8 protein-coding genes are annotated in these 14,883 nt (G+C 33.7%); all 8 read right to left on the reverse strand.

Going from position 1 to position 14,883, the window contains the following annotated elements; all coding sequences use genetic code 11:
- The 8 genes from R6X41_RS15500 to R6X41_RS15535 all read right to left on the reverse strand — a co-directional run bounded on the left by R6X41_RS15500 (nucleotide 1) and on the right by R6X41_RS15535 (nucleotide 14,851).
- On the reverse strand, nucleotides 1–2,847 hold the full coding sequence (locus R6X41_RS15500; RefSeq protein ID WP_318501258.1) for a T9SS type A sorting domain-containing protein: 2,847 nt from the start codon (nucleotides 2,845–2,847) through the stop codon (nucleotides 1–3).
- Between the two features lie 39 nt (nucleotides 2,848–2,886).
- Nucleotides 2,887–3,690, reverse strand: coding sequence for a DUF4412 domain-containing protein (locus tag R6X41_RS15505; RefSeq protein ID WP_318501259.1), 804 nt, complete (start codon nucleotides 3,688–3,690; stop codon nucleotides 2,887–2,889).
- Nucleotides 3,691–4,274: 584 nt separating this feature from the next.
- A complete protein-coding gene (locus R6X41_RS15510) occupies nucleotides 4,275–8,225 on the reverse strand; it encodes a hybrid sensor histidine kinase/response regulator transcription factor (protein ID WP_318501260.1) in 3,951 nt (1,316 codons plus the stop codon).
- A gap of 594 nt (nucleotides 8,226–8,819) precedes the next feature.
- Nucleotides 8,820–10,547 (reverse strand): efflux RND transporter periplasmic adaptor subunit, encoded by a 1,728-nt coding sequence (locus R6X41_RS15515; RefSeq protein ID WP_318501261.1) that lies wholly within the window; start codon nucleotides 10,545–10,547, stop codon nucleotides 8,820–8,822.
- Between the two features lie 5 nt (nucleotides 10,548–10,552).
- The gene (locus R6X41_RS15520; RefSeq protein ID WP_318501262.1) at nucleotides 10,553–11,026 is read right to left on the reverse strand and encodes a DUF305 domain-containing protein; all 474 of its coding nucleotides are present in this window, start codon (nucleotides 11,024–11,026) and stop codon (nucleotides 10,553–10,555) included.
- Nucleotides 11,027–11,043: 17 nt separating this feature from the next.
- Nucleotides 11,044–13,770 (reverse strand): heavy metal translocating P-type ATPase, encoded by a 2,727-nt coding sequence (locus R6X41_RS15525; protein ID WP_318501263.1) that lies wholly within the window; start codon nucleotides 13,768–13,770, stop codon nucleotides 11,044–11,046.
- A gap of 10 nt (nucleotides 13,771–13,780) precedes the next feature.
- Entirely contained in the window at nucleotides 13,781–14,239 is a 459-nt protein-coding gene (locus tag R6X41_RS15530; protein ID WP_318501264.1) for a heme-binding domain-containing protein, read from the reverse strand.
- Nucleotides 14,240–14,851, reverse strand: coding sequence for a DUF3347 domain-containing protein (locus R6X41_RS15535; RefSeq protein WP_412176275.1), 612 nt, complete (start codon nucleotides 14,849–14,851; stop codon nucleotides 14,240–14,242).
- Nucleotides 14,852–14,883: the final 32 nt, after the last annotated feature.

Here is a 14,883-nt window from a genome sequence, read left to right on the forward strand (position 1 = left end):
TTAATTTTTTATGAATTTAATAGTTTGAATATTCCCTACTCCTGAAGTAATATTTAAAAAATAAAGCCCTTTAGACAGATTTGAAACATCCAATGCGATTGAATACTCATGGTTTTTTTCAGAGAAAACCAATTGTCCCAAAGCATTCATAACTTTTAAAGTATAGTTTTCTGATGTTGGCGATTTGATAAATAATTGATTGGAAACTGGATTTGGATACACTTTTAAACCGGTAATTTCGTTTTGAGATATAGACAGTGTGACATCTGTACCAATTCCAAATTCCGACGTGTTTCCATTTGCATCTGTGGCAGTTGCTACGATGTTGACAAAGTCGCTAGGGTCAAAACCAGTTGGAAGATTTATGGTCACGGTTTTAGTTCCGACAGCTGTATACACATCAGAATCTATAAATATTTTCCCTTGTCCACTGGAGGCCCCAAAAAATTCAATGGTCAATGGATAGGCAGAATTTGCGATGGAACTTGGAACTGAATACGTGATTTCCATGGCAGTTCCTGCTAAACGATTTACCATACTTATTTCCGGCGTGTTTTGAAAATTATTGACACCTGCATCTGCATCGTCTGCATCATTTTCGGTTGTACCTACCAAATCAATTCCTAAAACAGAATTATTGTACATACTGTTTTCTGAAATGGTTACTTGGGTTGGAGTACCTCCATTAGCTTGTAGTACAACGCCTCGATCGTTGTTTGCAATCCTATTTTGAATGATTGTGTTCCCTGTATTTGCTCCTTGAATGGCTATCCCGATAATACTATTTCCAACATTTGTAACACCATCTAAACCAACACCTATGTTATTGTAACGAATCGTATTATTGCTGCTAGGTCCTGAAATTGCTATCGCATTTAAATTATGATTCCCTATGATATTACCGTCCATTACAGAAACGCCTCCTATACTATTATTGCTAGAATTGCTTAAAAACACTCCATTTCCAATATTTTCAACGCCAATAATACCGTCGGGCAATGTACCCACCATATTGTTAAAGAATTGAACATTATTGGCGCTTTTAAAATTGACATTGATAGCCGTAGTTGAAACCGTTCCATTACCTGAAATGGTGTTTTCTGAAACTTGTGTGTTAGTTAAAACCCCATTAAAACGGATACCTTCGATACCATTTTTTATAACCTCGGTTCCAGCTGGATTTAAACCTATATAATTGTTTTGAATAGTGTGCGAAGCACCAGTTATCCATACGCCTCTAATGGCATTACCTGAAATAATATTTCTATCTGAAGCATTAGGACCTCCAATAATAGAAGTGTTTGCCGACGCTATGATCGAAATGCCTGTGGTATTTGCCAATGCCGCATTTCCTGCAGCATTCAAACCAATATAATTACCTTTTATTGAACAGCCACTGGACGTAACGCCTGAAATTTCTATTCCTATATAATTTCCAGAAACAACATTTCTTGAACCCGCAGCTATACCTCCAACGCTGTTATTACCACTTCTTAAATCAATTCCTGTACTATTTGTAAGAGCGGTTGTGCCAGAAGCGTTGGTGCCAATATAATTTCCAATGATTTGATTATTCATACCACTGAATATTGCTATTCCGGTACTTGAATTTCCCGAAATCACATTTTTGGAATTGGGCGTTGTTCCCCCAATGATATTCCCGTCTATGTCTCCAGCAAGCATCATAATTCCTCTTCCATTTGGCAATGCCACATTTCCTGTAACATCAACCCCTATATAATTTCCTTTAAAACTGTTAGAGGCAACAGGAGTTGACCCAACGCCACCCTGAAGGTAAATTCCATAATACCCGTTACCTGATATGAGATTTCCTTCTCCAGTTTCATCACCTCCAATAGAATTGTTACTAGCGCCAAAGAGCAGTAAAATACCACCTCGAGCATTTGGCATAGGTTGTGTTCCTGTGATATCTGTTCCGATATAATTACCTATTATGGTGTTATTTGTTGAATTCGCTCCTGTAACAGATATTCCCGTTCCATCTATATCAGCAGTCTGACTATTTACTCCGCCCGAAAGAATGTTTCCAGCCTCTGGCGTATTTCCTCCTATAGTATTATTAGGCGCATTTAATAATTGAAGATTATAACGGTTTCCTCTAGGCAGAAGTCCTGTAGCATCTGTTCCTAACAAATTGCCTTGCACTATATTATTGGAAGCTTGTAAACCATCAAATGTTACCCCTCCAGAATAATTACCAGAAATAACATTTTCTTCATGCTCATCTGTACCTCCAATAGTATTATTCCCGCTATTGTAAAAATATACGCCCCATTGGTTGGGATTTAAAGTGGTTCCATCTGGTTTCAATCCAATATAATTACTTTGAATAATGGTATTATCTGACAATACATCAATACCATAACCTCCAGAAAACGGTGACACATCTAAACGTTGAAAACCTCCAATGGATAAACCATAAATTTCAGAAGTATCAGAAAACCCATAGATTTTGAGTCCAGAATTGTTTATTGGCAAACCTGACCCATCTAATTCAATTACAGGTGAATTTGATATTGCATATTCTGATTGTGTACGACCGCCAATTATAACTGGATATCCAATGGTTGGTAGCTCACTCGTTGTGATTGCAATTGTAAATGGAGCTGTCCCAGAAAGATCGAATTCAATACTATCTTTATTGCTAGTTTTATTTGCATTTTGAATGGCTGCACGCAAGGTACAATTGCCGTTTGCGTCTGCACAAATGGCGTCGTTTATATTGTTATCTGGTAAATCGTCCGTAGTATTCACCGTGAAAGTAGTTTGTGAAGACATGGTAACGGTTAGAGTTACAAACAAAATAAAAAATAGTTGTTTTTTCATCGTTTCAAAATTTAGTAGCTAATATGTTTTTATAGTGAATTACATAATTTTATAATCCGACTTCTTGATGGTCTTTTGAACTTCTTCCAGTCCAATACATTCCATTTTTGCATCGTATTTTTCATTCTTTAAACTTTTCATATCCATTGAAATCATCAACATTTTATCATTTGGGTCGAAATATTTTTTTAATTCCACGGGAATATTAGTCTGTTGATTTTTGTAGATATCATCAAAGCTTATTTCAGCTTCATTGGTAAAGTACATGGTCATTATATACTCATCGCTAGTGGCTTTAACGCCTTTACAATCGTAACCATTAATGGATTTATTAGGCAATACTTCGAATTTAAATTTAGCGGACTCGTCAGCCATTTCCTCAAGGTCCAAGTCATCGGGCATTTGGCTAGCCATTCCAATATTATTCCCCTTAGAGTTCATAAACATGACTGTCACGTTATTTCCATTATCCATAACCGTAAACATATCTTTCATGGTGGCAGTTGTAAATCCAAAGTAGGAAGCATCAGGTTTTAGGTAATAATCGAATACCATATCGCCTTGTTTTGTTGTCATTTTCAAGGAATATTTCCAAGTAAAATCATAAGAATTTGCAACTTGATTAGCATCTGCTTTTCCGTCACCACCACCAAAAGGATTCATATCAAACACTTTATCCATAGATTTTGATGTTGTTTCAGCAGCTTTATCTGCCGTTTTTTCAACGACAACATTTTCTACCGTTTGCTCTACACGGTCCTTAAGTTTTTTAAAAAATTGCGCTTGAGATTTTGAAACGCCTAAAAACATAAAAACAACCAATAATATTATTTTAGTTTTCATAATTATTTAATTTTAGTTTTATTGATTCATATTTTAGCGCATGATAAAAAAGAGGAGTATTAATATCACTTTAACTATTCAGACAAACCTTAAACAAATCTATATCAGAAGATTAAAAACAAATACCTGATATGTAACATAGTATAGAACTATTGTAACATTCATAAAAAAAAGAGGAATAAAACGTTATTTACTTAAGTACTCTGGAAGTGTTTGCCTTAAATTTATTTAAAACACTTTATAAAAAAGATGATATATAATCCCAAACAAGCAACCTCGCTAGCAGTATATTGCGAAGATTTTAAAATAATTGTAGCTTGTATTACTCGTTAAGATCTTATAAAAAAGAAGTAGAATCCCAGTATATGCTAACATTTTTCTGTGTAATCTCATTCTGTTCAGGTTAACATGTTTATTAAAAGTTTCAGTATTAAATTCTGAGTTTTCCAGCCATTAATCTGATATGTTTTGAACCTTTTTAGTTATGCTTTATTTGCTGAAATTACAGCAATTCCTTTTGGTTTAAAAAGAGTAACTTTCTATAGCACTATTGTAACATTACGTAAAAAAGGATAAGTGAGAAGTTATTTGTTTAAGTACTCTAAAGGCGTTTGCCCATACATTTCTTTAAAGCATTTTATAAAATAAGAAGGCGTACTAAACCCAACCATATAAGCCACTTCATTAATCGTATATTGCGAAGATTTTAAAATGATTGTCGCTTGTTTTAATCGTTGAGATCTTATGAAATTGGAAGTAGAAAGTCCTGTATATGCCAACATTTTTCTATGCAATTGCATTCTACTCATGTTAACGTGTTTACTAAAAGTTTCGGCATTAAATTCTGGGTTTAACAACTCTTGATCTAATATGTTTTGAACTTTTTTTAGAAACACTTCATCTGCAGAAGTTACAGCAATTTCTTTTGGTTTAAAAAGAGAATCTTGTTTGTAACGTTGATGAATTTTTTTTCGGTTATTAATAATATTGTTAACCTTAACTTTAAGTGTTTTCGGGTTGAAGGGTTTTGTTATATAATCGTCTGCTCCCATTTTTAATCCTGCTAATTCGTTTATTTCTCCAATTTTACCAGTAAGTAGAATTATAGGAATATGAGAAGTTTTCTCGTCCTGTTTTAAAATTTCACAAAGCTCTAATCCATTTTTTACAGGCATCATAACATCCGAAATGATAATATCCGGAATCGTTTTAAATGCCTTTTCTATACCTTCGAAACCATTTTCGGCTTCAATAACTTTAAAGTCATCTACTAATAATGATTTAACAAACTGTCTTATATCCTGATTATTTTCTACAACTAAGGCTATTCCTTTTGAACCATTTTCGAATGCATGATTAGATGATTTTTCAATTTTTATATCGCCATTTTTAAGACTTGAAACATCTATTTCTTCTACAGAAAAAGAGGCTTTAGAAATTGGCAATTTAACTACAAACTTCATCTTAACGGCTTCGATATAAGACGCTTCAATAGTACCATGAGACAATGCCACCAACTCTTTCACAAGAGAAAGCCCAATGCCAGAACCTTCTGAATTTTCATTTATCTGATAAAAACGATTAAATATTTTAGAAATATCGTTTTCCACAATACCATCAATATCATTCAAAAAAATCATTCTAAGTTCTTTCATGTCATTTTGTTCAACATGAAAAGCAATAGTGCCTCCTTTAGAGGCATATTTTATAGCATTAGAAAATAAATTATTGACTATACGTTCTAAAATATCGACATCAAACCATACATTTTTAATTTCGGGAATATTAACAGTAAGTCTTAAACCGTTTTGCTTTGCTAAAAACTGAAAAGACTGAGAAATCACTTTTAAATACAAGCCTAAATTACCTTGGGTGACTTTTAAAGTCATTTTTCCTGACTCGACCTTTGAGAGCTCTAATAATTGATCGACTAAATTTAACAGTTGCGCTGTATTACGTTCTACTAATTCTAAGTCTTTTTTAGACTCCAATTGTAAGTCTCCCATTAACAATTGTTTCTTAATTGGTGCAGAAATTAACGTTAGCGGAGTTCTAAATTCATGTGCTAAATTGGCATAAAGCTTCGTTTTATATTCATCTAAACGCTTTAGTCTATCAGACTCCTCTCTTTCTTGTTTTAAATTTAAGGTCATTCGCCATCGCCATTTAAAATAGTAATAGGTTAGTAAAACGGAGCATAAAACTAGTAAAGCATAAACAAAAAGCATCCATTTACTTAAATACCAAGGTTTATTTATTATGAAATTAAAACGAGAAGGTTTTTCATTCCAAACGCCATCATAGTTACTAGATTTTACTAAAAACGAATATGCTCCAGGAGATAAGTTTGTGTATCTCACACGACCTGTACCTTCAGAGAGCAACCAATCAGTATCATGGTTTTTTAGTTTATACAGATATTTGTTTTTCTTAGGCAATGAGAATTGTAAACTAGAAAATGTGAAAGACACCGTATTTTCCTTATAATTTAGCTGAGTGTTTTCAGACATTTGAACGTGTTTATTAAAAACCTCAAAACTTGTAATAACTGTTTTAGGTACGACATCACTTTTTTTAATTAAAAACGGACTAAACCAATAATAACCTTCTAGTCCGCCAAAATATAAATCGTTATTGCCTGATTTAAAATAGGCACCGGTATTGAACTCTGTGGCTAGTCCATCGTAATTATCGTAGTTAATAATTTGAGGTTTTTCATTAAAATTAATTGGAGGTGTTAGCATGGTAATACCCCTATTAGAACTTAGCCACAAGTTATTCTCGGCATCTGGCAGAATAGCATAAATAACATTATTCGGTAACCCATCAGCAACGGTGTAATTGTAGAATGCTTTATTTTTTAAATCGTACACACCTAAACCATTTCCAAAAGTACCGACCCACAAAAACCCGTTATTATCATAATACAAGGATTTAACTTTTTTGGTAACATCTTCTCCATTTAAATTAAAATCGGTCTTAAAATCAATAAACGTTTCTGTTTTTGTATTAAATAAAACAACCCCATGATCTTCTGTACCAATCCAAAGCATATCCTTTTCCCCTTGTATTGTCACTCTAATGTTATTGCTAATAAGTCCATTAGATTTGTCAAACGTTTTTAAAACACCTCTTTGCTTGTCAAATAGAATCAGGCCATTATCTCGAGTTGCCAACCATACATTATGAGATGTGTCTTTAAAAATACTCCAAATCGTTTCTGAGGGTAAAGACGGGTTTGTGCTTTTATTATAATACGTTAAGTTTTCATTAGTTTGCATGATATTTAAACCGCCGTCTTGAGTTCCTATCCATAAGTCTTCATCATTATCTAAAAACAAACTAACAATCCTATTCGAACTCAAACCATCTTTTGATTTTGCATACGTCTTCCAACTATTTGTTTTTGGTGTAAATCTTGAAAGCCCTTTGCCGCTAGTACCTATCCAAACATCATTTTTCTTATCGACTAGAATGGCTCTAACGAGATCTATATTTATTTCTTCAGGAGTTTGACTATTATTAATGAAGTTAAATTTCTGAAGATATTCATCGTAATAACTTACCCCTGCCCCATCTGTTCCAAACCATAAGGTGCCAGTATAATCTTCGTAAATACACAGTATATCATTATAATGTATAGATCGCGGATTGTGTTTCTTAACTTCAAAATGTTTTACATCATGCGTTTCTAAATTTATTTTATATAAGCCACGTCCAAATGTAGCCACCCATAATCTTCGTTTTTTATCCAAATGCATAGACAAAATATTCAAATCGTTTGGTAAATCGACTTCAGGAAAAACAGATTGTATCCGTTTAAAATGTGATGATTTAGCAGATTTATACCATAATCCATTTCCATAAGAACCCAACCAGATATTACCTAGCTCATCAAACAAAAGCTTACTGTAATTGGTACTGGAATTATTATTACCGTCGGGATAATAGGATTCAATTACACCGGTATCTGATTGCAGACTTATAACTTCACCTTGACTGGCTAAAAAAACAGTGCCATTTTTATCTTCTGAAATTGAATAAATAGTTCCAATGTCTGTTGAAGGTATTACTAATGTTGTTTCCTTAGTTACACCATCTTTTTTAAACAGTCCAGAATTATAAGTACCAAACCAATAATTTTTTTTTGTGTCTTGAAATACAACGCTAACATCCTTTACATTCGAAAAAGGGATAAAACTATTGCTGTTTTTATTATAAATATGAGGTGTTTTAGAAATAGGAAGCGTAATGATATGCCCTTCACGATCTGTATAAACCGTTCCTAAATGGCTATAAGTTGGTTTTGTAACATCTAAAAAAAACGCATTATAAATCTGAAATGTATTACCATCAAATTTATTGAGTCCGTCTTGAGTTGCTAGCCATAAATAACCAATACTATCTTGCGTCACAGAAACAACACTATTTTGAGAAAGGCCGTCGTTTACAGATAACTGTCTAAAAGACACTTGAGATTGCCCATAAGATTGGATAACAAATAAAGTAAATATAACATAACCGACTATTTTCATAATTGCCAATCTAGACTGAAATATAGTTCTATTTATTTGATTCTATAGAGGTTAAGCATAAATTAAAACGCATTAATGTATTGTTTTTAAGTCCTATAACATAAAAGCATGCTTTTAGAATTTGATTATTTAAAGGAAGCTTAATTGTTGATAAATACATACTCCCAATAACCTCATCAGATAAATATTCATCATACACATTGTCGGTATTTAGAAACTCTTTCTTGTGATATATCTACAATAAATTATTTAGGAAATAAAATAGAAATGTGGTTGATAGGATCTGTTCTTGAGTTTTCAATTCACCTATTTACAAAGCGAGTGTCTCTTTATTGTGGGTGATTTAAAGTCTCAAAAATCTAAACATTTTCTAAAAACTCACTATTCATATTTAAAAACAAAAAGAGGTGTTCCATATTATTTTGAGGCATGTCCTTTTACTCATTTGGAGTTTTTACGAAATATCACGTGAAATGTCTTGGTGACTTTGGAAATCAGAATGTTTATGATTAAAAGAAATTCATTAATCGGAAAAACTCCAGTTTAAAGGTACTGGAGAAACCTTAATTCTTCTCCTAATTAATAATTTTTATTTTACTGAACGGTATGAATTATACTACCACAAGTTAGCATTTCATCTCCAAAATATGGGTTTCTAATATCCTTTTCAGTACTCAACCAAATTGCACTTTTATTATGGTTAGCCATAGGGCATTTTTGCACATATAAGGTTGGATCAGAACCATCAATATTCATCGCTATTGGAACAATGTTTTCATTTAGTATTACAAAATTTGCGCGCTTATTTTCCAGATTGCCACCTTCTGAGATCGCTTCAAGTATTTCAATGCTTTTATTAACGTGTGATTGCTCCAATTTTCCTAAATCACTAATATCTATTGATTTTAAAGACTTAGATATCTCTTTTGAAAAAGCTGAAATTTGAACAGTATCACCAGACACAAATGCATTTTTCATTTGAATATAAGGCTTTAGAACCTTTTTGAAATTCTTTTGGAAGCTTGCAGATAATGTGATTCTCATTTGAGATAATGGTAGAGAAGATTCCTCTTTTTTCCCTTTATTCATCATTGATTTTTTCCCTTGTAATTGGGCAGCTGCATCCACAGTGAATGTACCATTAGTTACAATTTCATCTCCGTTATTTAAACCTTCTAAAACCTGATAACTATTATTTATTTGATTGCCTAAAGTAATGTCGCGCATTTCGAAAATAGGTGCATTTGGATTCGTTTTTATATACACTACAGATCGCTTTCCTGTCCATAAAACAGCCGAAGCAGGTATAGTTAATACTTGTTCTTTGCTTAAAGAAGCGATACCTTTAACTTTTCCTTCTACAAACATTCCTGGTTTAAAAAGATCGTTTTTATTATTTAATACGACTCTTAATTTTACCGTTCTTGTTTGAGTATCTAAAATAGGATCTATAAAATCTACCTTCCCTTTAAACTCTTTACTCGGATATGCATTTGTAGTTACTACAACATTTAAACCTTTTTTAAATTGACTGATTTGATTTTCATAAACGTCAAAGTTTGCCCAAACTGTGCTTAAATTAGAAACTTTAAAAATAGGTTTCCCATCCATAATATGAGATCCTACATTTATTGCGATTTCTGTAACTACACCAGATACATGCGAGTAAATTGTAAAACTATTTTTCACTTGTCCTGTCTGTTCTACTTCATCTAACTGCTGGCCATGAATCATCCAGTTTTTAAACTTATTCCTAACCGCAGTATACAATTGTGGTTGCGATGCTTTTAATATATAAGCTGTAATTAATTCTTGCTGGGCTGCAATCAATTCTGGAGAGTATATTTGAGCAATTGCTTGTCCTTTTTTAACTTGTTCTCCCAACGAATTCACATATAGTTTTTCAACTCTTCCATTAAAATGCGCTGGCATAGTTGCTGTTTCATCTTTATTCTCTGTGATTTTTCCTGACAAAACGAAATCTGTATCAACATCTGAAATTTTTCCTCCTACTATTGATGTTTGTATGTTAGCTAATGCCATTGCATTTTCAGAAAGCTTAAATTGATCTGCAGATAATCCTTCAGCAACAGATTCTGCTGGAATTAATTCCATACCACAAATAGGGCAATCGCCTGGTTCTGGCTGCATTATTTGAGGATGCATAGAACATGTCCACAATTGACTATCAATGACTTCCGAATGATTATGGTTATCCGAAATTTCTTGAATGGAGGACTCAGACTTATCTACAAATAACAAATAACTGCTAAGTAGTCCAATAATTACTCCAATACCGATATATAAGATGTTCTTATTCATAGTTTCTATTTTTCATTTTGAAGACGATTAATCATCGCTTTCATTTCTTCAATTTCTTTCTTCTGAGCTTTAATAATATCCTCGGCTAGCTTTTTTACTTCTGGATCTTTAATGTCTGCACGCTCACTTGTTAATATTGCAATAGAATGATGTGGAATCATGGCTTTCATCCAAAGTATATCTCCTACAATAGGCGCTTGTGTTCTTACCAAACCTAATGCACTAACAAAAAGTATTAAGCTCCCTGCTAGAATGGCGATGTTCTTCTTCTTGTTCTTATACATATTTCGCATAAAAAACCACATGATGACTGCCATAGTTGAAATACCTAAACAAGTCATATAAAAACGTGTGAGACTAAAATACACGTGGTCTATGGAGTAGGTATTTAGATACATGGTGATATACATGGCTACAAAAGAGCAACCTAACATGATAATGAATGTTCTGTAATTATTGTTTTGTTTAGAGTTTTCCATAATTATTACTTTTATAGTTAAATTTTAGATTTTCTTAATCGTAACGCATTCGCAATAACAGAAACCGAGCTAAAACTCATTGCTAATGCTGCAATCATAGGTGATAATAGTATTCCGAAAAATGGGAATAAAACACCTGCTGCAATAGGTACGCCCAAGGTGTTATAAACGAGAGCAAAAAACAGGTTTTGCTTAATGTTTTTCATTACAGCATGACTTAAATTTCTGGCTTTAACGATTCCATGTAAATCGCCTTTAACCAAAGTTATCATGGCACTTTCTATTGCAACATCTGTTCCTGTTCCCATGGCAATACCAACATCACTTTTAGCTAAGGCTGGGGCATCATTGATACCGTCACCTGCCATAGCAACTACCTTTCCTTCTTTTTGAAGTTTCTCTACTTCTTTCATTTTATCTTCAGGTAACATGCTTGCTTTAAAATCGGTAAGATGAAGTTCTGTAGCTACAGCTTGTGCTGTATCGTGATTATCGCCTGTAAGCATAATGACTGCAATACCCTTTTCTTGAAGTTCTTTGATGGCTTTAGCGCTGGTTGCCTTAATCTTATCGCCTATCACAACATAACCAACAACTGTATTATCCACAGATAAATAGGATACTGTTTTACCTTGTTTTTGATAGGTCGTGGCTTCCTCTTCCATTTGCAAAGTAATTTCCGCATTGGCATATGCCATCATTTTAGGATTCCCTAATGCTACTTTTTTACCATCAATAATAGCTTCCACACCTTTTCCTGTAACGGCACTAAATCCATCCGATTTTAATAATTCAACATGCTGTTCTTTTCCGTATTTAACGGTTGCCTCGGCTAATGGATGTTCACTATGACTGTTTAAAGTAACAATGTATTGAAGCACGTCGCTTTCACTGAAACCGTTGTTAAATGAACCCATTTTTTCAACGGTTGGTTTTCCTTCGGTAATTGTTCCTGTTTTATCTATAATTAAGGTATCTACCTTGTCTAATTTTTCTAAGGCTTCAGCATTTTTAATCAGCACACCATTTTGAGCGCCTTTCCCCACGCCTACCATCACAGACATAGGTGTTGCTAAACCTAAAGCACACGGACAAGCAATTATTAACACGGCAATAGCATTAACAAAGGCATAAACATAAACGGGGTCTGGCCCCCAAATAGCCCAAATGGCAAAAGTTAGTATTGAAATTAAAACCACAACAGGCACAAAGTAACCAGAGACTTTATCTGCTAGATTTTGAATGGGTGCACGACTACGACTCGCATTGTTAACCATATGAATGATTTGAGATAACAACGTATCACTTCCAACTTTTTCAGCTTTCATCAAAAAAGATTGATTCCCGTTGATTGTTCCACTACTTACCTTATCATCTATCGATTTGTTTACAGGAATTGGTTCTCCTGTAATCATAGATTCATCAATGGTTGTATCTCCTTCAGTAATTACGCCATCCACAGGAATTTTCTCACCTGGTTTTACTTTTAAAATATCATGTAATACAATCTTATCGATGGTTACTTCAACCTCTTCCCCAGCTACTATTTTTAAGGCTTTATTAGGTGCTAACTTTAATAACTCTTTAACTGCCGAATTCGTTTTACTATGTGCACGAGCTTCTAAAAGTTGCCCTAAAAGCACTAATGTTAGAATTACGGTTGCTGCCTCGAAATACACATGTACTGCACCAGAATCTGTTTTAAATTGAGCAGGAAAAACATCTGGAAAAAACATACCAAAAACACTGAACAGCCAAGCCACACCTGAACCAATACCTATAAGCGTAAACATATTGAGGTTCCACGTTTTGATACTTTTATAAGCACGTTCAAAAAACATCCAAGTAGCATAAAATACAACAGGAATGGATAAGACAAACTGAATCCAATTCCATTGTTTTTGCCCCATAACGTCGTATAAAGGATTATTAGGAAGCATTTCGCTCATGGCAATTAAGAAGATTGGCAAGGTGAATACAACTGCAATCTTAAACTTTTTTAGTAACTTCTTATAAGTCTTCTCTTCTGCTGAACTATCTGCTTGCATAGGAACCAAATCCATACCGCAAATAGGACATGAACCTGCTTCGTCTTTTATAATTTCGGGATGCATCGGACAAGTCCATTGCTCTAAATTGGTAGTTGATAGATTTTGTTCTTCAACCAAATCCATGCCGCAAACAGGACAGTCTCCTGCTTTGTCATATGTTTTTTCACCTTCACAATGCATTGGGCAATAAAATGTTCCTGTTCCATTAATTCCCGCGAAGGCGGGAATCTCATCCTTTTTATGATGCTCACCTAGTTTATGAATACTATATGTGCCTCCATCCTTTTTTAAAGCTTCTTGAAATAATTCAATTGGAATATGTGATACCATTTCTATAGTAGCTTCTGCCTTTTCTAAATCAACCGTAGCTTTTGATACGCCTTCTACCTTTGAAAGTGTTTCTTCAACATGACTTCTACAGCCGTTGCAAGTCATTCCGTGTATGTGATAGGTATGTTTCATTGCGTCTTTTTTAGCTTCATTTGGTAATTCGATGCTATACCGACCACCATCTTCTTGAAGTGCTTTTTGAAAGGTCTTAATTGGAATATGGCTTTCCATTTCAATGGTAGCTTCAGCTTTGTCCAAATCAACAGTAGCTTTTGAAACGCCTTCTACTTTTGAAAGGGTTTCTTCAACATGACTTCTGCAACCGTTGCAGGTCATTCCGTGTATGCGATAGGTATGTTTCATGATATTAAAATTAATTTGATAAACTATCTTTTAATTGTGTTATATATTGAATAACATCTTTTTTTTCTGCTTCAGAAAATATAGCATTACTATGCATTAATGTGTATGAACTCAAAGGCATCTCCCCACTTTCAATCTGTTTAATGATAGATCTTAATTTGCTCTTTTTTCTTCTATTTGATAATGAATCCCATTCATTAAAATTAAGTTCGGCTTTACCTTCTTCAATATGGTCTTCTAAAATCCAAGCGATAGGTTGAATTTTGTTGTACCAATGGTATTCCGTATTGTTACTGTGACAATCATAACAGGATACTTGCAATAATTTTTCAATATTTTTTGGCGAATTGTTTACCAACAAAAAATCAATTTTTGGTATAACATTGCTCTGGTTTCGCTCTGTGGGCACAAACTGCATACCCACAAAAGCTACCAATAAAACCAATGCTATGATTTTTACAATTTTCATTTAGTTGATCTCCTTTTGTACTTTTCCACAGGTCAACATTTTACTACCGTAGTAAGGGTTTTTGATGTCTTTACTCATACTCAACCAAGCTGAACCTTTATCATACATTGGGCAAAATTGTTGATATAAGGTGGTTTCAGTACCTGTAATAGCAACCATATCCATAATATCTTTACTCAATGTTTTGAAATGTTCACGTTGGTGGTCTATTTCACTTTTCCCAATATGTTCTGCGTGCTCTTTGGCATCAGCTATAATATCATTTAATTCCTCTTGTTGTCCAGAAGTATAACTGCTGACATTAAAACTGTTCAATGTGCTTTCAAGTTTTTTACCAGCCTGAGCAGCTTCGTCTTTATTGGTTTCTACTAAAGCATCCTTTAGTGCCATATAATCTGCTACTACTTGTTTTACATCAGAATTTTGAGCATCGGAATCCACCGTGTCTTTGGATGCACTCATATTATCTTGGTCCATACTATCATCGTGATTCATTTCTGAATGATTGTCTTGAACATTGCTTTGCTCTTTTTTACTGTCTTTACAAGACATTGCTGTTAGGCCTACAAAAGCCACTGCTAATAAAATTGTTATTGTTCTTAAATGTTTCATTTTTCTATTATTTAGTACTATTAATTATTGTG

Origin of the sequence: Formosa sejongensis (assembly GCF_033447105.1) — a bacterium.
In the GTDB taxonomy this organism is placed as follows: domain Bacteria; phylum Bacteroidota; class Bacteroidia; order Flavobacteriales; family Flavobacteriaceae; genus Formosa.